Origin of the sequence: Pseudomonas sp. NPDC087598, assembly GCF_044743525.1 — a bacterium.
In the GTDB taxonomy this organism is placed as follows: domain Bacteria; phylum Pseudomonadota; class Gammaproteobacteria; order Pseudomonadales; family Pseudomonadaceae; genus Aquipseudomonas.
The window spans coordinates 46,005-66,341 of the sequence record NZ_JBIUWQ010000001.1 but is presented as its reverse complement, the minus strand read 5'-3'; the positions used below and the strand labels follow the sequence as shown (position 1 = coordinate 66,341).

Annotated in this window: 15 protein-coding genes; 11 read left to right on the top strand and 4 right to left on the bottom strand. The window is 58.7% G+C overall.

Features of this window, described 5'->3' with window-relative positions; genetic code table 11:
* Positions 1–116 precede the first annotated feature (116 nt).
* From ACIOWE_RS00310 to pncA, 4 genes are all read left to right on the top strand, one after another.
* Entirely contained in the window at positions 117–650 is a 534-nt protein-coding gene (locus ACIOWE_RS00310; RefSeq protein ID WP_401385849.1) for a tetratricopeptide repeat protein, read from the top strand.
* A 64-nt stretch (positions 651–714) separates the two neighbouring features.
* A complete protein-coding gene (locus tag ACIOWE_RS00305) occupies positions 715–1,197 on the top strand; it encodes a sigma-70 family RNA polymerase sigma factor (RefSeq protein WP_401386457.1) in 483 nt (160 codons plus the stop codon).
* Positions 1,197–1,955 carry a transcriptional regulator gene (locus ACIOWE_RS00300; RefSeq protein ID WP_401385846.1) on the top strand — a complete coding sequence of 253 codons (759 nt, stop codon included), beginning with the start codon at positions 1,197–1,199 and terminating at the stop codon, positions 1,953–1,955. Before ACIOWE_RS00305 ends, ACIOWE_RS00300 begins: the two co-directional genes overlap by 1 nt.
* 49 nt (positions 1,956–2,004) lie before the next feature.
* Positions 2,005–2,631, top strand: a complete 627-nt coding sequence (pncA, locus tag ACIOWE_RS00295) for a bifunctional nicotinamidase/pyrazinamidase (protein WP_401385843.1) — start codon at positions 2,005–2,007, stop codon at positions 2,629–2,631.
* 138 nt (positions 2,632–2,769) lie between these two features.
* Here pncA and ACIOWE_RS00290 read toward each other — a convergent pair whose 3' ends face one another.
* Positions 2,770–4,071, bottom strand: coding sequence for an ATP-binding protein (locus ACIOWE_RS00290; RefSeq protein WP_401385840.1), 1,302 nt, complete (start codon positions 4,069–4,071; stop codon positions 2,770–2,772).
* Positions 4,072–4,075: 4 nt separating this feature from the next.
* Positions 4,076–4,777, bottom strand: a complete 702-nt coding sequence (locus ACIOWE_RS00285) for a response regulator transcription factor (protein WP_103305035.1) — start codon at positions 4,775–4,777, stop codon at positions 4,076–4,078.
* Between the two features lie 265 nt (positions 4,778–5,042).
* Between ACIOWE_RS00285 and ACIOWE_RS00280 the strand changes: the two genes are divergently transcribed.
* The 3 genes from ACIOWE_RS00280 (at position 5,043) to ACIOWE_RS00270 (ending at position 10,090) form a co-directional block, all read left to right on the top strand.
* Positions 5,043–6,200: an efflux RND transporter periplasmic adaptor subunit gene (locus ACIOWE_RS00280; protein WP_401385837.1), complete on the top strand. Its 1,158-nt coding sequence runs from the start codon at positions 5,043–5,045 to the stop codon at positions 6,198–6,200.
* A 15-nt stretch (positions 6,201–6,215) separates the two neighbouring features.
* On the top strand, positions 6,216–9,314 hold the full coding sequence (locus ACIOWE_RS00275) for a multidrug efflux RND transporter permease subunit (RefSeq protein WP_401385834.1): 3,099 nt from the start codon (positions 6,216–6,218) through the stop codon (positions 9,312–9,314).
* Positions 9,315–9,448: 134 nt separating this feature from the next.
* Positions 9,449–10,090, top strand: coding sequence for a DUF1345 domain-containing protein (locus tag ACIOWE_RS00270; protein ID WP_401385831.1), 642 nt, complete (start codon positions 9,449–9,451; stop codon positions 10,088–10,090).
* 55 nt (positions 10,091–10,145) lie between these two features.
* Here the strand turns inward: ACIOWE_RS00270 and ACIOWE_RS00265 are convergent, their stop codons facing one another.
* Positions 10,146–12,680 carry an autotransporter outer membrane beta-barrel domain-containing protein gene (locus ACIOWE_RS00265; protein WP_401385828.1) on the bottom strand — a complete coding sequence of 845 codons (2,535 nt, stop codon included), beginning with the start codon at positions 12,678–12,680 and terminating at the stop codon, positions 10,146–10,148.
* Between the two features lie 249 nt (positions 12,681–12,929).
* Positions 12,930–15,761 (bottom strand): hypothetical protein, encoded by a 2,832-nt coding sequence (locus ACIOWE_RS00260; RefSeq protein ID WP_401385825.1) that lies wholly within the window; start codon positions 15,759–15,761, stop codon positions 12,930–12,932.
* Between the two features lie 232 nt (positions 15,762–15,993).
* Here ACIOWE_RS00260 and ACIOWE_RS00255 point away from each other — a divergent pair, with 232 nt between their 5' ends.
* The 4 genes from ACIOWE_RS00255 (at position 15,994) to ACIOWE_RS00240 (ending at position 20,334) form a co-directional block, all read left to right on the top strand.
* Positions 15,994–17,019, top strand: coding sequence for a LacI family DNA-binding transcriptional regulator (locus tag ACIOWE_RS00255; protein ID WP_401385822.1), 1,026 nt, complete (start codon positions 15,994–15,996; stop codon positions 17,017–17,019).
* Between the two features lie 160 nt (positions 17,020–17,179).
* Positions 17,180–17,962, top strand: coding sequence for a sugar phosphate isomerase/epimerase family protein (locus ACIOWE_RS00250; protein ID WP_401385819.1), 783 nt, complete (start codon positions 17,180–17,182; stop codon positions 17,960–17,962).
* On the top strand, positions 17,955–18,977 hold the full coding sequence (locus ACIOWE_RS00245; RefSeq protein ID WP_401385816.1) for a sugar kinase: 1,023 nt from the start codon (positions 17,955–17,957) through the stop codon (positions 18,975–18,977). The genes ACIOWE_RS00250 and ACIOWE_RS00245 overlap by 8 nt, the downstream gene beginning before the upstream one ends.
* Before the next feature lie 58 nt (positions 18,978–19,035).
* Positions 19,036–20,334 carry an MFS transporter gene (locus tag ACIOWE_RS00240; RefSeq protein ID WP_401385813.1) on the top strand — a complete coding sequence of 433 codons (1,299 nt, stop codon included), beginning with the start codon at positions 19,036–19,038 and terminating at the stop codon, positions 20,332–20,334.
* Positions 20,335–20,337: the final 3 nt, after the last annotated feature.

Genomic DNA, 20,337 nt, shown 5'->3' with positions numbered 1-20,337 from the left:
TCCCGAGCATAGCGCTTGAATTTACGCTGAACTTGAACAGTCACTGATAAAGCAATGAATAAAAATTCACCCTGAGGTGTTCAAAGTCAGACATAACCCTCTATGGAGCCTTGCCCATGACTATCCGTTCCGTTATGTTCGCCGCCCCGTTGCTGCTGGTCGCTGCAATGTCCAGCCATCTGGCGTTTGCCAATGGCGATGAGGACGAGCCGGTCAAGAAGCCCGAGTGCCCCAAAGGCCAGGTCTGGGACAGCAAAACCCAGAAGTGTGTGCTGCAAACCAGCCGCCTGCTGCCCGACGCCGACCGCACCGACTATGCCTACCGCCTCGCCAAGGACGGTCGCTACGAGGAAGCACTGGCGCTGCTCGACACCCTGCAACAACCGAACACCGCCAAGGCCCTCAATTATCGCGGTTACGCCACGCGCAAACTGGGGCGCACCGACGAAGGCATCAGCTATTACCTGCAATCGGTGAAACTCGATCCGCAGTACGCGCAAGTCCGTGAATACCTGGGCGAGGCTTATGTGATCAAAGGTCGCGTCGACCTTGCGCAGGAACAGTTGCAGCAGATCAAATCGATTTGCGGCACGTCTTGCGAGGAGTACCAGGACCTGGCGGAAGCCATCAACGATTCATCGAAAACCTGAGCATTTATTAAGGACAGCCATCATCGTCAGCGATCAGGCATTCAAAGCAGAACTCGGACAGCACCTGGCGCGACTGTGGCGCTACGGTTTGTTGCTGTCGCGCAATCGGTACGTGGCCGAGGATCTGGTGCAGGCGACGTGTGTGCGGGCGCTGGAGCGGTCGGCGCAATACGTCGCCGGCACGCGCATGGATCGCTGGTTGCTGAGCATTCTGCATTCGATCTGGCTCAACGAAGTGCGCGCCCGCCGCGTGCGTCAGGGCAGCGGCCAGGTCGATGCCGACGGGCAACTGGCGTTCGACGGTGAATACGCGGCGCAGACCCACGTCATGGCCGCGCAGGTGATCCGCCGGGTCGATGCGTTGCCGGAAACCCAGCGCGAGACGGTGTATCTGGCCTACGTCGAAGGCCTGTCGTATCGCGAAGTCGCCGAGATTCTGCAAGTGCCGATCGGCACGGTAATGAGTCGCCTGGCCACCGCCCGCCTGAAACTCGCCGAATACCCGCCGTTGCAAGCGGTGCCGAAGACCACCGGAGGAGACCGCTGATGAACACACCTTCGGATGAACAACTGGTGGCGTATCTGGATGACGAACTCGACCCGGATTATCGCCAGCGGCTCGACGCCGCCATCGCCGAGGATCCGCTGCTCAACTTGCGCGTGCAATGGCTGAGCCGCAGCAGCCTGCCGTACAAAAATGCCTACGACGAACTGGCGCAACAGGCGCCGCTGGATCGCCTGCAAGCTCGGCTGGATGCCATCCCCTCACCTGAAACGCCGGGCTTGAGCCGACGCTGGTTTATCGGTGCGGCGGCGGCAACACTGGTCGCCGCTGGAGTGCTGGCCGACCGTTTGCTGCTTGGCTGGCAGGCGCAGCAAGCACATGACTGGCGCGGTTTGGTCGGTGACTATATGGCGCTGTATGTGCCGCAGACCCTCGACCACTTGCCGACCGACGAAGCGGCACAGCGCGCACAGTTGCGCACGGTCGACGCCCGCCTCGGCCTGAATCTTTCACCGTCTGCATTGAAGCTGCCGGGCGCCGAATTCAAGCGCGCACAAATGCTTGAGTACGATGGCGTGCCCATTGCGCAGATCGTTTATCTGGATGCCAGGCATGGCCCGCTGGCATTATGCGTCACACGTTCGAACAGCGGCGTTCAACCGTTGGCCCACGAGCGTCGACATGAAATGAACGTGGTGTTCTGGACCGAGCGTGAACATGCCTGGATGTTGATCGGTCGTGACAGCCACGCCGCGCTGGAAGAGAAAGCGAACTTGTTGAGAAGCCGTTTGGCTGCCTGAGAAAACCACCCCTATGCTGAAAAAGTGATTTTCCAAGGAGGATTCCACGATGTCTTTTTCATCCCGTACTGTATTGCTGGTCATCGACGTGCAAAACGACTTCGTCCCCGGCGGTCGACTGCCCGTGCCTGAGGGTGATCAGATCGTGCCGCTGATCAACAAGCTCTCGCGCCAGTTCAAACAGGTCGTCATCGCCCAGGATTGGCATCCGAAGGGGCACGCCTCTTTCGCCTCCAGCCACCCCGGCCGCAAACCCTACGAGGTGATTCAACTGCCATACGGCGAGCAGACGCTCTGGCCTGATCACTGCGTGCAAACAACCGGCGGTGCGGAGTTTCACTCGGGTCTGGACCTGCCCCACGCACAACTGATCATTCGCAAGGGCTGCAACCCGGACATCGACAGCTATTCGGCATTTCTCGAAGCTGATCGGCGCACCACCACCGGGCTGTCCGGCTATTTGAAAGAGCGCGGCATAGATACCGTTTATATGGTCGGGCTGGCACTGGATTTTTGCGTGATGTTTTCGGCGCTGGATGCGCGGGCGGCGGGGTTCAATGCCTTTGTGGTGCTGGACGCCTGCCGGGCGATTGATCTGGATGGATCACTGGCGGCGGCGATGGACCGGATGCAGAGCGCCGGGGTCCACTTGATTCAATCAACCGAAATCTCCTGACACCCACCATTTCCCTGTGGCGAGGGAGCTTGCTCCCGCTGGGTTGCGAAGCAGCCCTCTGCGTTCTTGCAATCAAATCGCGGGAGCAGGTTTTACGACGGCTGCGCCGCCGAGCGGGAGCAAGCTCCCTCGCCACAATCAGGCAGGTGTTGGCAACCACAGTCGGAACCGTGCCCCGCCTAACGGCGAAGATTCTACTGTGAGCGTTCCACCTTGGGCTTCCAGGGCCCGGCGGCTGATGGCCAACCCCAGGCCGAAACCACCGGTGGCCCGGTCACGGCTGCGGTCCAGTCGATAGAACGGCTCGAAAATCCGCTCGCGCTCATCATCGGGAATGCCGATGCCGTCGTCGTCCACCCAGATTTCACAACCGCCGGCATTGACCTGCACGCCGATCTGGATACGCCGTTCGCAATAGCGCATGGCATTGCGCAGCAAGTTCTGGATTGCCCGCGCAGTCAGGCGCGGATCGAGGGAAAAGCGTTCGAGCTGACCGTGCAGCAGCACGTCAATCACAATGTCCGGCGACTCCAGTTCTTCATCGACACTGCCCAGAATGCTGTCGATGAACTCATCCAGCGACACCTCAACCTGTTCCGGCAACTGCGCCGGATTCTGCAAGCGGCTGTAAGACAGCAGTTCCAGCACCAATTCATCCAGCTCGCGGATATGCGCGACCAAGCCCTGCAAGCGTTCGCGACTGGCGGCTGGCAAGTCGTCCGACAGCGCCAGCGCCAGGCCGAAGTCGAGGCGCGTCAATGGCGTGCGCAGTTCGTGGGAGACCGCGTTGAGCAGGTCGCGCTGCTGGTTGAGCAGGTTCTCGATGTCACCGGCCATGGTGTCGAAGACATTGGCCAGACTGCCAATATTCGAACTCGGGGCGATTTTCGTGCGTTCGCTCAAATGACCTTTACCGAAGCGTTCGGCAGTGCCTTTGAGGCGCTCCAGGTCACGCCAGTGCGGACGCAACCACATCAACAGGCAGGCGAGCAATGTCGCGCCGATCAATACGTTGATGCTCCAGTACAACAGATTGACGTCCATCGGATCGGGCGGCACAACCATTTGCACGACCGTGGTGTCGTCCAGCGGCGTTACCGCGAGCGTGCGCCAGCCCCAGTCACCGATGCGCACCATGTTTTCGCCGCGCCGCAGTCGCTCGCGCTCGACGTTGGTAAAGTCAGCATCGTCGATGCGCGCCAGCACGATGTGCAGCGGCTGAAAGTCCTTGTCCATCGACGCTGCGAGGGCTGGCCACTGGTCCTGTGGCACCGCTCGAAACTGCTTGGTGATCAGCGATTGCAGGCCCCGGGAATAATCAAGGTTGTAGGTGACGAAGCGGTCCCGGAACGCCATCACCACCAGATCCGGCACCAGATAGATCGCGGCGCTGTACGACACAATCGTCACCAGATACAGACGAAACAGGATGCGAAACATCAGTTCAGCATTCCCATTCGGAGCGGCTGAACAGATAGCCTTTGCCCCACACGGTCTTGATCTTGCGTGCTTCGCCGGCATGGTCGTCGAACTTGCGCCGCAGCTTGGAAATCGCCACGTCCACCGAACGGTCAGTGCCATTGAACTCGATGCCGCGCAGGCGTTGCAGAATCTGGTCGCGGCTAAGTACTTCGCCAGCGTGTCGCGCCAGCACTACCAGCAAGTTGTATTCACCGCTGGACAGTTCGACCGGCTGATCACGCCAGGTCACCGTGCGTTCGGACAGGTCGATGCACAGATTGCCCATGACGATGCGGTCATTGACCGTCAACGGTTCGCCGAGGCTGCTGCGGCGCAACAAGGTCCGCACCCGGGCCAGCAGCACGCGCGGCTCGCAGGGTTTGGTGACGTAATCGTCGGCGCCCATTTCCAGCCCCAGTACCTGGTCGTGGCTGTCATCCCGGGCGGTGAGCATCAGGATCGGCAGCGTCGCCGAGTCAGCGCGCAGCAAGCGGCAGACTTGCAGCCCGTCGAGACCGGGCAGCATCAAGTCGAGGATCACCAGATCCGGCGGACTGACCCGCGCCCGTTCACGCACATGGTCGCCACGGCCGATAACGCTTACGGAATAGCCGTTGCGTTCCAGGTAGCTGGAAATCAGTTCGGCGAGGGCGGTGTCGTCTTCGACCAAGAGGATGTTGGGCATGGGTGATCCAGAAAGTGCTGTGGCGACCGATGAGGCCCATTCGCGAGCAGGCTCGCTCCCACACCTGGAATGCGATCCCTTGTGGGAGCGAGCCTGCTCGCGAAAGCTATCTATCTGTCGCAATAAATTTCAAGGGCTAAAGGATATACGCCCTCACCCGTCCCTGAGTAAAACCCTTACACAATTTCACACAGCGCCTACAAAACTTCACCGCTACTCTCGGCGACTGCCCGTAGGATGCGGGCATCAATATTGGGGGTAGTAAATGTCGAACAAACTGCTGGCCGGGCTCGGCCTGATTGCCATGGCGCTGACGCTGAGCGCCTGTGACTCTTCTTCGAACGCCGAAGAGCAGGCACCGCCAGCAACTGTGCGCATCGAGACCATCGAAACCCGCCCCCTGTCGATCAGTAGCGAACTCAGCGGCCGCATCGCCGCGCCGCGCATCGCCGAAGTGCGCGCCCGGGTTGCCGGTGTGGTGCTGCAACGCACCTATCGCGAAGGCAGCGACGTGAAAAAGGGCGACGTGCTGTTTCGCATCGACCCGGCCCCCTTCAAGGCAGACCTGGACAGCGCCGAAGCGACGCTGCGCAAGGCCGAAGCCAATGCGTTTCAGGCAAAGCTGCAAGAACAGCGCTATGCCCAGTTGATCGACGACAAGGCCATCAGCGCTCAGGACTACGACAACGCCCGCGCCAATGCCCGGCAAACGGCAGCCGATGTCGCCGCCAACAAGGCCGCCGTGGAACGGGCGAAGCTGAATCTGGGTTACGCCACCGTCACCGCGCCGATTTCCGGACGCATTGGCCGGGCGCTGGTCACCGAGGGTGCGCTGGTTGGGCAGAACGAGACCACGCCGTTGGCACTTATCCAACAGCTCAACCCGATTCACGCCGACCTCACCCAGTCGACCCGCGAGCTAAACGAACTGCGTCGAGCCTTCCGTTCCGGGCAATTGCAGGAAGTCGGGCAGGATCAGGTCAAGGCCACGCTGATTCAGGATGACGGCAGCCTCTATCCGCTGCCGGGCAAATTGCTCTTCAGCGACATCACCGTTGACCCGGGCACCGGCCAGATCATTCTGCGCAGCGAGTTCCCCAATCCCGATCTCGACCTGTTGCCCGGCAGCTTCATCCGCGTGCGTCTGGAACAGGGCACGATTGCGCACGGCATCACCGTGCCGCAGCGCGCCGTGCAACGTGACAGCGCCGGCGTCGCGCAAGTGCTGACCGTCGACGAGCAAATGCGCGTCGCCGAGCAACCGGTGCAACTGGGCGCCGTGCAGAACAATCGCTGGATCGTCACCGGCGGCCTGAAACCGGGCGACCGCATTGTCATTGAAGGCCTGCAACACGCCCGCCCCGGCGAGAAAGTCCAGATCGACGACACCCCTCTTCCACTTGCCCAGACCTCTGGTCAGTAAGCAGGACGCTTTTATATGCCGCAGTTCTTTATCGACCGCCCGGTGTTTGCCTGGGTGGTCGCGCTGTTCATCCTCTTGGCCGGTGCGCTGGCTATCCCGCAATTGCCGGTGGCGCAGTACCCCGACGTCGCGCCGCCACAGATCGAAATCTATGCTGTGTACCCGGGCGCTTCGGCGCAGACCGTCGATGAAAGCGTGGTCAGCTTGATCGAGGAAGAACTCAACGGTGCTGATCACCTGCTGTATTTCGAATCGCAAAGCAGCCTGGGCAGTGCGACGATCAAGGCCACGTTCCAGCCGGGCACCAACCCGGAACTGGCGCAGGTCGATGTGCAAAACCGACTCAAGGTGGTCGAGTCGCGTCTGCCGCAAGCGGTGAACCAGCAGGGTTTGCAGGTGGAAAAAGTGTCCTCCGGCTTCCTGTTGCTGATCACCCTGACGTCCAGCGACGGCAAGCTCGACGACGTCGCGCTCAGCGATTACCTGGCGCGCAACGTGATGAACGAGATCAAGCGTCTCGACGGCGTCGGCAAGGCTCAGTTGTATGGAGCCGAGCGGGCCATGCGCATCTGGATCGACCCGCAGAAACTCATCGGTTTCAACCTGACGCCGGCTGACGTCAACGCCGCTATCGTGGCGCAGAACGCTCAGGTTTCGGCCGGTAGCATCGGCGACTTGCCGAGCCCGTCCAGCCAGGAAATCACCGCGACCATTCTGGTCAAGGGACAGTTGTCGACGCCGGAAGAGTTCGCCGACATCGTGCTCAAGGCCAACCCCGACGGCTCCACCGTGCGCGTCGGCGATGTGGCGCGGGTCGAGATCGGCAGTCAGGAATATCAGTTCGGCACTCGCCTCAACGGCAAGCCGTCGACTGCGGTCGGCGTGCAATTGTCGCCGGGCGCCAACGCGCTGAACACCGCGACACTGGTACGGGCGAAGATGGACGAACTGTCGCGCTACTTCCCGGCCGGCGTGGAATACAAGATCCCCTACGACACTTCACCCTTCGTGAAGGTCTCGATCACCAAAGTGGTTTACACCTTGGGCGAGGCGATGTTGCTGGTGTTTGCGGTGATGTTCCTGTTCCTGCAAAACGTGCGCTACACGCTGATCCCGACACTGGTAGTGCCCGTGGCGTTGATGGGTACATTTGCGACCATGTTGGCGCTGGGTTTCTCGATCAACGTGCTGACCATGTTCGGCATGGTCCTGGCCATCGGTATTCTGGTGGACGACGCGATTGTCGTGGTGGAGAACGTCGAGCGGATCATGGCCACCGAGGGCCTGTCGCCCAAGGAAGCCACGCGCAAGGCAATGACGCAGATCACCGGCGCCATCATCGGCATCACTCTGGTGCTGGTGGCGGTGTTCATTCCGATGGCCTTCATGCAAGGCTCGGTCGGGGTGATTTACCAGCAGTTCTCGCTGTCGATGGCAACGTCGATTCTGTTCTCGGCCTTCCTCGCCCTGACCCTGACTCCGGCGCTGTGCGCAACGCTGCTCAAGCCGATTGGCAAGGGTGAGCATCACGAGAAAACCGGATTCTTCGGCTGGTTCAACCGCCGCTTCGAACAACTGACTAACCGTTATCAGGGCTGGGTCGGTTACGCGCTGAAGCGCACCGGGCGTTATCTGCTGATCTATGTCGTGTTGCTGGTCGGCCTGGGCCTGTGCTTCATGCGTCTGCCCTCCTCGTTCCTGCCGGTGGAAGATCAGGGTTACACCATCACCGACATTCAACTGCCGCCCGGCGCGACCAAGAACCGTACGGTGCAAGTGGCCGAGCAGCTTGAAGCGCACAACGCTGGCGAGCCGGGTATCAGCGACAGCGTGGTGATTCTCGGCTTCAGTTTCTCTGGCAGCGGGCAGAACGCAGCGTTGGCGTTTTCCACGTTGAAGGATTGGTCGCAACGCAGCAGCGATGATTCGGCGAGCTCGATTGCCGATCGCGCCAACATCGCGCTCAGCCAGATCAAGGACGCCATGGCGTTCTCGGTCTTGCCGCCGCCGGTGGACGGCCTCGGTACGTCCAGCGGTTTCGAGTTCCGTTTGCAGGATCGCGGCGGCCTCGGCCATGCGACGTTGATGCAGGCGCGCACCGAACTGCTCGCGGCAGCCGAGAAAAGCCCGGTGCTGATGAATGTGCGCGAAAGCGCGCTGGCCGAAGCGCCGCAGGTGCAACTTGAAGTGGACCGCAAACAGGCGAATGCCTTGGGTGTGTCGTTTGCCGACATCGGCAATGTGCTGTCCACCGCCGTGGGGTCGGCGTACATCAACGATTTCCCCAATCAGGGACGCATGCAGCGTGTGGTGGTGCAAGCCGAAGGCGATCAGCGCAGTCAGGTCGATGACTTGCTGAAAATGCACGTGCGCAACAACGCCGGGAAAATGGTGCCGCTGTCAGCATTCGTCCAGGCCAAATGGATTCAGGGCCCGGCGCAATTGACCCGTTACAACGGCTATCCGGCGATTGCCATTTCCGGCGAGCCAAAGCCCGGCCACAGCACCGGTGAGGCCATGGCCGAGATCGAACGTCTTGTCGCGCAAGGCCCGAAAGGCCTCGGGCAGGAATGGACGGGGCTGTCGTTGCAGGAGCGTTTGTCCGGTAGTCAGGCGCCGATATTGCTCGGCCTGTCGCTGCTGATCGTTTTCCTGTGTCTGGCAGCGTTGTACGAGAGCTGGTCGATTCCGACGTCGGTGTTGCTGGTGGTGCCGTTGGGTGTGCTCGGTGCGGTGCTCGCGGTGACGCTGCGCGGGATGCCCAACGATGTGTTCTTCAAGGTCGGGTTGATTACCATCATCGGTCTGTCGGCGAAGAACGCGATCCTGATCATCGAATTCGCCAAGAGCCTGTACGACGAAGGTCACGACCTGATCGACGCCACGCTGCAAGCCGCACGCCTGCGTTTGCGTCCGATCGTGATGACCTCGCTGGCCTTCATCCTCGGCGTAGTACCGCTGGCCATTGCCACGGGTGCCAGCTCGGCGAGCCAGCAGGCGATCGGCACCGGGGTAATTGGCGGGATGATCACCGCGACGCTGGCGGTGATCTTCGTGCCGGTGTTCTTCGTCGTCGTCATGAAGCTTGTACAAAAATTTACCAAGCACCACTAACCTCTGTGGGAGCTGGCTTGCCAGCGATAGCGGTGGGTCGGTCAACATCAATGTTGACTGTGCCACCGTCATCGCTGGCAAGCCAGCTCCCACATGGCTAAGGTGTCTGAATCACCCTGGCCCCTCGAGTCCCCATGCCCTTCCTCGCCCGCACCCACCCTCGCCTTTCCGCCGCCGCCCTGTTCGGCCTTGCCACTGGCCTGCTGGCTCCCGCCGATTCCATCGTCAGCAAAATCCTCATCGGCTGGAACGCCGGCGTCTGGACTTATTTGATCCTGATGTTCTGGCTGACCGTGCGCGCCAAGGCACCGGACGTCAAACGCATCGCCGAAGTCGAAGATGAAAACGCCGGGCTGGTGCTGTTTGTGGTGTGCATTGCCGCGCTGGCCAGTCTCGCCACCATCACCTTTGAACTCGCCGGCAGCAAGGATCTGGAAACCACGCGCAAACTGATGCACTACGGCTTTACCGCCCTGACGGTGATCGGCTCCTGGTTGTTGATCGGGGTGATTTTTTGCGTGCATTACGCAAGGTTGTATTACACCTGGGACGGCAAGGAACCGGCGTTGCGCTTTGCCGAAGGGCTGACCACTCCCAACTATTGGGACTTTCTGTACTTTTCGTTCACTATCGGCGTGGCGGTGCAGACGGCCGATGTCGGGGTGGCGACGCGGGACATGCGCAAGATCGTACTGGCGCAATCGTTGATAGGTTTTGTGTTTAACACCGCCATTCTGGGTTTTTCCATCAACATCGCCGCCGGACTCTTCGGCTGAGCGAACAAAAAAACGCCCCGGCATCTCTGCACGGGGCGTTTGTTGTTTCAGCGTCTCAGAAGAAGTAACTGACTCGCAAGCTGCCGCTCCAGTCCTGACTGACGGTGTTGCCCTTGCTGCCGCCTACCTGACCGGAAACCTGCCAGTTGCGTTGCGCCGGTGTCCACTTCAGGCCTGCGCCATATTCGACCGCGCTGCTGGCGCGATCATCATTGAAGCTGTCGTCGTTGATTTTGATCCGGTTGGTTTTGACAAACTCATGGTTAGCTCCCAACGACAGGCTCGGCTCCAGCAGACTGCCGTTTTCAAGAGCAATGACTCGTCCCCCCCTCACACCAGCATTGCCCTGGACCGAACGCATAGTGTCGGCCTCAACCTTGAGACCATTGTCCAGACGATAGCTTTCGCTCTGGGTCGCACCGGTGGACACCCGGACTTGAGGCTCGACAAACCAATTGTCCTGCAGACGAATGTGTTTGCCCACTGCCACCGAACCGCTGGCGCCCAAAGCCTTGTAATCACCCTTGGTCCGGGTGCCGTCGCTCATGGTGACTTTGGCTTTGTTGTCGAACTGGTTGATCTTGGCCATGACGTTGACGAACACACCGCTTTCAACATCGTACGTGCTGCCGTAAACACCGGCATTCAGACTGTCGACTGTCGCGCTGGAGCCGTATTTGAGGTCCATCTCGGTGCGACTGGAGCCCACAAAACCACCGATCACCCAGGCACGACCGGCGATGTCCACCGTGGTATCGGCACCACCGGTGATGCCACTCTGGTTCTGGATGTAACCGTCGCCATAGGCATTCTTGACGTTGTACTGGTTGCCATAAGTGCGCACCCAGACACTGTTGCTCAGTTTTGTGGTGTCACTGTCACTGGCCGCGCGAAGCGAAGCATCCGGCCGAATGCTCAACCCACGATCACCGATCTGGTCGCTGAGCATATTCATTTCTGCGTTCAGTACACTACGGGCACTGCCGGCCAGTGCCAGGGCGGTGTTGGTCGAGGTGCTGACGGTTTCCTTGTCGGGGTTGAGGTACAGGCCCTGCCCGTCCTGCTTCAGTCGGTAAACGAATGTACCGGCATCCACCGTGTCTTTATTGGCCAGAGTAAAGGCGGCGTTGCCGGCGGCGATATTGCCGACCTTCACCGGTTCTGCGGTCACCGGCGTGCTGCCCGTGGCAGACACCAGCAATTGATGCTGACCGCTTGCAGACCCGGTCACGTTCAGGAAGTCAGTACTGCCTGTTCCCAGGTCGGTGCCCATCACAAACGTGCCGTTACCGGTGAGATTACCGACATTCAACTGCTGGAACTGCTCGTTGGTGCCCATCTGCACGACACCGTTGTTCAGGTCCAGATGCTGAACTTCGTTGTCACCGGTCATGACCCATCGCGCAGCATTGTTGATGCTCAGGTTGCCCGAGTTGGTGATTTGGCCGGTGAGTACCGAACTATTGTCCAGCAACACACTCCCGTTGGCATCGCTGGTGACGTCACCGGTCAGCGTGCTGGAATTATTCAACGAAAGGACCGCGACATTATTGACGTTACCGTTGATGGCTGAGCCGTGGTCCACGCTGACGGAGGCCGCTGTTCCCGCGACGCCTTCTACGTTGCCGTTCAAGGTACTGCCGGCGTCGAACCTGGACTGGGTGACATTCCGCAGATTGCCGTTCAGCGTGGCTGCATTTTCCATGATGAGTGAAACCGTACTGCCGGTCTCGGCAAGCACATCGCCGGTCAGGGTACTGCCATTGACATTGAAGTTGGCGGTGGAGCGGTTGATCGCCTGCAACACCAAGCCATCGCCGCCGACCAGTTCGGAACTGCCGCTGACATTGATGTTGGCGACAGTCCCGGCGCTGCCCGAGGAACCCAATACGATTGCAGATCCGGTCCCGCCGGTCACGCGGGTGTTGTTGAGCGTTACGGTGCTGGCGTTGACACCGACCGTGTCGGTCACGATTTGCAGGCCGTCCTTTGCGCCGGTAATCGTGCTGGCGGTCGCTGAAAGTGTTGCGCCACCCAGTTGCACACCGTAACTGGTGGCCCCGGTGCCGACGACAGTGGAGTCGTTAAGGTTCAGCACGGCAAAACCTACCGCTTGCACGCCGCCGATCGCACCGGTGATGACACTTTTGCCAGTAACGGTGGCAGAGGATGATGCAGGGGTGGTGATGTTACGTCCCAGCAAAAGCCCGAAACTGTTGGTGCTGGTGATAGTCGAGTTGTCGATCGTTGCAGTGCTGTCGATCAGTTGGATGGCTCCCCGGCCCGCTGCGCTATTGACGGTAGCGCCGGACATTTTCAACGAAGAGGTGTTTGCATCAATACGCTGACTCTGGCCACCGTTGAAAACGACATTGGCACTCTGTGAACCGATGGTCAACGCTGTCGAATTGTCGATGGTCAGCGTCCCCCCTTGGGACACCACCCAGGCTTCTGGCGCCGGTGGATTGGTGACTACTTCACTCTCGCCTGGCAACAGGGTTCGACTGTAAGCCTGGGGCGCAACGATCAATGTCGCCGCCATCATCAATCTGATGGCGCTCGGGTGTCTGGAACGAAAAAAAATGGGCATGGGTACTTCCTCAAATCCGAACAATTACAACCTCTGTTTTTTCGGCAGTGTTGCAAGCGCCCACCTAAAAAACGTCCGACAGACTAATAAGAAAACCGAATATTTTATGTAGGACTAATCCTTATATGCACAGCGATATATCCTTCCAGCGTGCAGGCATAATCCGAATTCTCCTGATGAGTGGTAAAAATCGCGAGAGAGACAATTGCCCCTCTCGCGATGCAAAAGATCACTCGATTTATCGCAACCCTAGACTGGCGCTGCTGTCAGATCGCAATATTGGAAGCTGTTATTGATCGTATCCAAAAGTTTAATGACCGGCGTTGATGATTGCAGGCCACCTTGGGCTTCATACCAGTATTTCCCCCATGCAACTGCACCTCGCTTAGGCTGTGCGGCCTTGAAGTTTGCATCAGTACCCACACCAGCAACATCGGGCACGTTCGCCGCCGCAATGGTGTAAGGCGCCGAGACCTTTGTACCGGCAATCAACGCAGTACCCGCGGCATTCGAGTGCGCTTCAAAATGTACCGTGATATTCGTGCCCGGCGGCAGCAGCGGATCTTTTCTGATTTGCAGTCCCAGAACATAACTACTCGTAGGACTGATCATCGCGTAGCACTCGATAAAGTCGCGAAGAACAGGGTTACGGATTTTGATCGTAGGCTCCGGCAGAACGATCGGAATCCGATTGACTGTTACTGTTTGCGGCAAGGACTTGTTAACGTTCTTGCCTGTTCCGGTCTTCTCAATCGTGTAGCGAGCTGTATCGCTTGGCGGTGTCAACTTGGACATTTCACTTGCAGGAATCGGAACTGAAAACTCTGATACAGCGACAAGCGGACTGAACTCCGCAAAAGCTATAGCGGAAGCCCCCAAGTAACACTTGACGGTATGCTCCGGTTCAAAATCCGGATCTGTAAGACCGTTTGTTACTTTGAATGTACCCTGCTTGTCGCGATCTGTAGCCTCCACCACGTTAGCAATATTGGAGACTCCCGTTACAACCGGTAGTTGGAGATCTGGATTGTTCAGATCAGGAGGTGTTGGTGGTTTCAGACCCGCAATATCGAATGCCAGGCTAATGGTTGCAGTAGGTGAAATAGCATTACTCGGAATACCGGTTCGTTCTATTTCATAGTGAAGCACGGCGTCCTTGGGCTCGTCGGCACCGGCAAATATTTTATCAAGAGCATCGTAGGCAAGATCGAAGCTCAAATTAGCGTTAGCCCATGGCTGTTTGGCCGTCTCGAAGAAGTTGGTGACATCAAGGGGATCGGTAATGACCAAGAAGATTTGGTCCCCCGTCACTGCGTGTTCGATAAATGCGTTTTCGACGATTGCCGCAATGCCGCCTTCAAAGTTTTCCCAATAGAGCGGTTCGCTGTAATTTGGATCGGTTTCAGGCACCAGCGGAGCTTTTTTGGCCAATGGGGGTTGCGGCAATGCCAATGTCAGAATCGGAGTAGAAACAGACTCCTCGCCCAGATTACCCAGCCAGTCATCCCAGCGATAAATCAGATTGACGCGTCCATTCGCGAATTGAAGCAACTCGCTGCTGAGAATACTAAAGGCACCCGTAGCAGGGACCGCGCCGTTAAAGAGTTGAACTCTTTGTGAACCTAGTGTCGCGGAGTTCAACCAGACGGTCAGGTTGTCGTCAAGACGACGCCCGAAATAAGTAACATTCACCGTGAAATTCATATTCGCATTAGCAGTTATCCAGGCCTGGTCAATATTGCGCAACGGAAGCGGAGTGCCGTTGACAAAAACAGGAGCTGGTGTCGGCTTGATTTTTCTCGGAGGGTTTTTTGTATTGACCGGTGCGAGCTGATCTACCGTAAAATCCAGAGTATTGGACGGGTCGAAGTTACCGCCCCCTCCTTTATAAAGCTCAATCTCAAGTTCCCAGATAGTCGGACCGGTTGAGGTAGCCTTTTCAGCGAACAAAACCGCATTCAACGGCAGTGGGATCGTGCCAGGCGGCCGAGTGGCAATCGGACCAAGCTCGATGGTATTTGGGTAAGGAAGCCAGATCAGCTCTCCTTTTTCACGGTACTTGACATCAATATTGTCTGCGTCCAATTCATCGGGCGTACGAGTGAAATTGATGTTCAAAACACCAGAGTCCATTACAGCTTTTGCGATAAAACCACCCGCCAGTGTATCAACTGCAATATCCGCCAAAGGCCCAGTGTCAGCTGAAACTTCAATAGAAACTGGCCGTTGTTTTTTAGGTACAAATATAATTCCCATTATCGTCTCTCCTTGCGAGTTCAGGCCGAAAGGGCCAGGTTTACCAGGTGTAATTCGATCGACTTTCACCAATCCTTTTTCTGACTCAGCAATGATCCTGCGACCCCTGAACAATTGGCAGACAACGATAGCGGAATCATTGTCAATCAACGAACTGATGTGATTCTGGAACGGCACTACATAGTTGAAGCCATTTGTTATATCTGTAGCGGAAAGTGTTTTATCCCAGCGACCATACGCTTCTGGCACTTCCGGACCACTTCCGTTAAGACTCCGATATCCCCTCCATTCAATCCACGCGACATCCAAGGGCTGAGCAATATTATTGAGAGGCCGAATTCGGAGCGTGCCACCACTTGTCAATGGAGGGTTCGTATTGTTATTCCAATATCCCCAGAGTGTTGCGTGCACCGCCAAGGGTTCCGGAAAGCTCAACAGCGCTGTGTGATCAATGGTCAGTATGCGCGATGGCGAATTATCCGGATTACCGCCACTTCCCTTCCAGAACTTGTAATAAACTTGCGCCACACCGTCAGTTGCCATTTGTTGCGGCGTCAGGGTCACATAAACAAAAGGATCAATAATCCCCGCAGGATAGGTATGGTCAAAAATAGTCGTTTCTATTGAATTCTGAACCCAAAACACCATCAATTGGTCATCGGGTCCGGTGTCATCCGGGCGAGGAATAACGATACGAGTGCCCTTCAACAAAATATCTCTGGGGATATGTCCGTCCAGATCATTGTCATCAACACCTTCGACTGAGAGTGGCGCGGCAAATACACCGTTTGACGGACTATTTTTGGTAATACCGACTGAACTCATGATTTCCATCCACCACTAAAAGTTAAGTTCCGCGTGTAAAAAAACTTGCTGATCCGTTGAGCGAATTAGGCGCTTCCGCCCATCATTCGCCAACTGTCAGATCTGACAGGTGTCGCTACCGTCTGTCGGAAACGGCAGTTTGCTTTTCCTCTAACGGCCAGCTCTTCACTTGACGCAACCCAAGAAATTGTTGTTTCCTGAAACCGGTTTCAGACAATAAGAAGACTCAACCGTGAATGACTTCTCCACCGCCCAGCGCAGCCGCGTGACCATGCTCGACGTTGCCGAACGCGCCGGTGTATCCAAGGCGAGCGTCTCGCGTTTCATCGGCGATGACCGCGCCCTGCTCTCCGATGCCATTGCTCAGCGCATCGAGCAAGCCATCGCCGAACTCGGCTACCGCCCCAACCAGATGGCCCGAGGCTTGAAGCGTGGCCGCACGCGTCTGATCGGCATGCTGGTGGCCGACATCCGTAACCCTTATTCGATTGCCGTGATGCACGGGGTGGAAACCGCTTGCCGTGCGCACGGCTACAGCCTGGTGGTGTGCAACACCGACCGCGATGACGAGCAGGAGCGTCAGCACTTGGCGCTGCTGCGCTCGTACAACATCGAAGGCCTGATCGTGAATACCCTCGGCCATCACCGTGACGAATTGCACGAGTTGCGTCGCGAGATGCCGCTGGTACTGGTGGATCGCAAGGTCGACGGGCTCGACAGCGACATGGTCGGGCTGAACAACCCGCAGGCCGTGGAAATCGCCCTCGCCCACCTTGAGCAGCGCGGTTATCGCGATGTGCTGCTGGTCACCGAGCCGTTTGACGGCACCAGCTCGCGAATCGAGCGGGTCAGCAGTTTTCAAACGCAGGTTGCGCAGCGTTCCGGGTTGACCGGAGCGGTGCTGGAAACGGGCGATGATCTGGCCACTCACCTGCAAACTTTTTTAAACACTCCGGGGCCGGGTCCGAAAGCGCTGTTTTGCGCCAACGGCGTGGCGGCGCTGGCGGCGACGCATGCGTTGCGCAAGACCGGTTCGCGGTTGTTTGAGGATGTCGGGCTGATGGCTCTGGATGATCTGGATTGGTATCCGTTGGTGGGCAGCGGGATTACTGCGCTGGCTCAGCCGACGCAAGAGATTGGCGCGCGGGCTTTCGAGTGTCTGCTCAGGCGTTTACGGGGGGATGATGAGGCGGCGCGGGTGCTGGATTTTGCGCCGGTACTGATTGAGCGTGGTTCGACTCTGGGGATTTTGCGCTGACTGATCGGGCGCCATCGCTGGCAAGCCAGCTCCCACAGTGTCCGTGGCGCACACATAACCTGTGGGAGCTGGCTTGCCAGCGATGAGGCCCAAGAGAACAGCATAGAAGCATCTAAAAAAATTTGAACAAAAATGAAACCGGTTTCAGAGGTAAACAACAATGAATAAACCTGCCGTTTCCATCAGCCTGTCCAGCTACGGCGCCGAGCTTGTGCGCCAGCGTGGACAAGACTTTTTTATCGATGTACTCGCCGTTGCCGGTGCTGATCGCATCGAGTGGCGCGAGGAACTGCTGACCCGGGAAAACCCCGCGCAATTGAGCGAAGCCGCCGCCGCGCAAGGTCTGCAAAGCATCTACTCATCGCCGACCGAGCTATGGCTCGCCGGCCAGCCACGCGCCAACCCCGAACTGATCACCGCCCTGCAGCACGCCGAGGCGTTCGGTTCGAAGTGGCTGAAAGTCTCTCTTGGCTACTTCACCGACAACTGTGATCTGTCAGCCCTGAAACAACTGCTCGAGTGCAGCCCGGTGCAACTGCTGGTGGAAAACGACCAGACCTTGCAGGGCGGTCGAATCGAACCGTTCCAGCGCTTCTTCGCCGCAGTCGAACAGCACAACCTGCCGATCAGGATGACGTTCGACATCGGCAACTGGCAGTGGCAGGACCAGTCCGCCGCCAACGCCGCCCGCCTGCTCGGGCGCCATGTCGGCTACGTGCACTGCAAGGCTGTGGCCCGGCGTGCCGACGGCAAACTGGTGGCGGTGCCGCCGGGCGTCAGCGACCTGCATCTGTGGGAACAACTGCTACGGCATATGGCCCAAGGCGTTATGCGTGCAGCCGAGTATCCGTTGCAGGCTGATGATCTGGTCGCGTTGACCCGTGAACACGTCGCCACCCTCGCTCGCCTCGGCCAATCCCGTCTGGAGCCTGTCCATGTCTGAGATCGATATTCTGTCGTTTGGCGAAACCATGGCGATGCTGGTGGCCGAGCAATGCGGTGATCTGGCGCGGGTCGAGCAATTTCACAAGCGCATTGCCGGTGCGGACAGCAACGTGGCGATCGGCCTTTCCCGCCTGGGTTTCAATGTCGCGTGGCTGAGCCGAGTGGGTAACGATTCGCTCGGCCGTTTTGTCGTCGACACGTTGACGCGCGAAGGTCTGGATTGCTGGAACGTTGAGGTCGACCACCAGCATCCGACCGGTTTTCAGTTCAAATCCCGCACCGACGATGGCAGCGATCCGCAGGTCGAGTATTTCCGTCGCGGTTCGGCGGCCAGTCGTCTGTCGCCACAGTCGATCAGTGAAAGTCTGCTGAGTGCCCGGCATCTGCATGCCACCGGGATTCCACCGGCGCTGTCGGCCTCGGCGCGGGAGATGTCGCGGGAGCTGATGACTCGTATGCGCCATGCCGGGCGCAGCGTGTCGTTCGACCCCAATCTGCGCCCGAGCCTGTGGGCCAGCGAGCGCGAAATGATTAGCGAGATCAACCGCCTCGCCGCCCTCGCCCACTGGGTTTTGCCGGGATTGAGCGAAGGTCGTTTGCTCACCGGTTTCGAGGACCCGGCGGACATCGCCGCGTTCTATCTCGATCAGGGCGCCGAAGCGGTGGCGATCAAGCTTGGGCCGCAAGGCGCCTATTACCGTACGCAGCTGGATCAGGGCTTTGTCGCCGGCGTGCCGGTGGCCAAAGTCGTCGATACGGTGGGCGCGGGTGACGGCTTTGCGGTGGGGATGATCAGTGCCCTGCTGGAGCAGCAGAGTTTTGCCGAGGCGGTGCAGCGGGCGAACTGGATTGGCAGTCGGGCGGTGCAGAGTCGCGGGGATATGGAGGGATTGCCGACCCGGGCTGAACTCTTCAGCGAATTTGAGGCCGCCATCGCTGGCAAGCCAGCTCCCACATTGACCGTGCTGCATACAAAACCTGTGGGAGCTGGCTTGCCAGCGATGAGGCCCTGACAGACAAGCGATTCATTGAACCTGCTGCGACAAAAACAACAAGCTCAGGAGCAACACCATGACAACCGTAACCCTCGCCGCCCGCCGCTGGTGGTACATCATGCCGATCGTGTTCATCACCTACAGCCTGGCGTATCTCGATCGCGCCAATTACGGCTTCGCCGCCGCATCGGGCATGGCCGCCGACCTGATGATCACGCCGGGCCTGTCTTCATTGCTCGGTGCGCTGTTCTTCCTCGGCTACTTTTTCTTCCAGGTGCCGGGCGCGATCTACGCGCAAAAACACAGCGTGAAGAAGCTGATTTTCGTCAGCCTGATCCTCTGGGGCGGCCTGGCCACGTTGACCGGCGTGGTCTCCAACGCCTATTGGCTGATCGTCATCCGCTTCATGCTCGGCGTGGTCGAAGCGGCGGTGATGCCGGCGATGCTGGTCTACCTGTGCCACTGGTTCACCCGTGCCGAACGCTCGCGGGCCAACACCTTTCTGATCCTCGGCAACCCGGTGACGATGCTGTGGATGTCGGTGGTCTCGGGGTATCTGGTGCAGCATTTCAGCTGGCGCTGGATGTTCATCATCGAAGGTCTGCCGGCGGTGCTCTGGGCGTTCATCTGGTGGAAACTCGCCGATGATCGTCCGGCCCAGGCCAAGTGGCTCACCGAACAGGAAAAGCACGATCTGGAAAGTGCCCTCGCCGCCGAGCAGGTCGGCATCAAAGCGGTGAAGAACTACGCCGAGGCGTTCCGTTCGCCGAAGGTGATCATTCTGGCGTTGCAGTTTTTCTGCTGGAGCATCGGCGTTTACGGCTTCGTGCTGTGGCTGCCGTCGATTCTCAAGGCCGGCGCGCAGATGGACATGATCGAGGCTGGCTGGCTGTCGGCGCTGCCGTATCTGGCGGCGGTGATCGGCATGCTTCTGGTTTCGTGGGGCTCGGACAAACTGCAAAAACGCAAACGCTTTGTCTGGCCGCCACTGTTGATTGCCTCGATTGCCTTTTACGGCTCCTACGCGCTCGGCGCCGAGCATTTCTGGTGGTCGTACACGCTGCTGGTGATCGCCGGCGCCTGCATGTATGCGCCTTACGGGCCGTTCTTCGCCATCGTTCCGGAAATTCTCCCGGCCAACGTCGCCGGGGGTGCGATGGCGCTGATCAACAGCATGGGCGCGCTCGGTTCATTCGGCGGTTCGTATCTGGTCGGTTATCTGAACAGCTCCACCGGATCGCCGGGTGCTTCGTACCTGCTGATGAGCGGCGCACTGCTGCTGTCGGTGGTGCTGACCATTTTCCTCAAGCCCGGCGCCAGTGATCGCGTTGTGGCCAAAGCCGTTGCCACGCGTGCCGTGCCGGCGCATTCCTGAAGA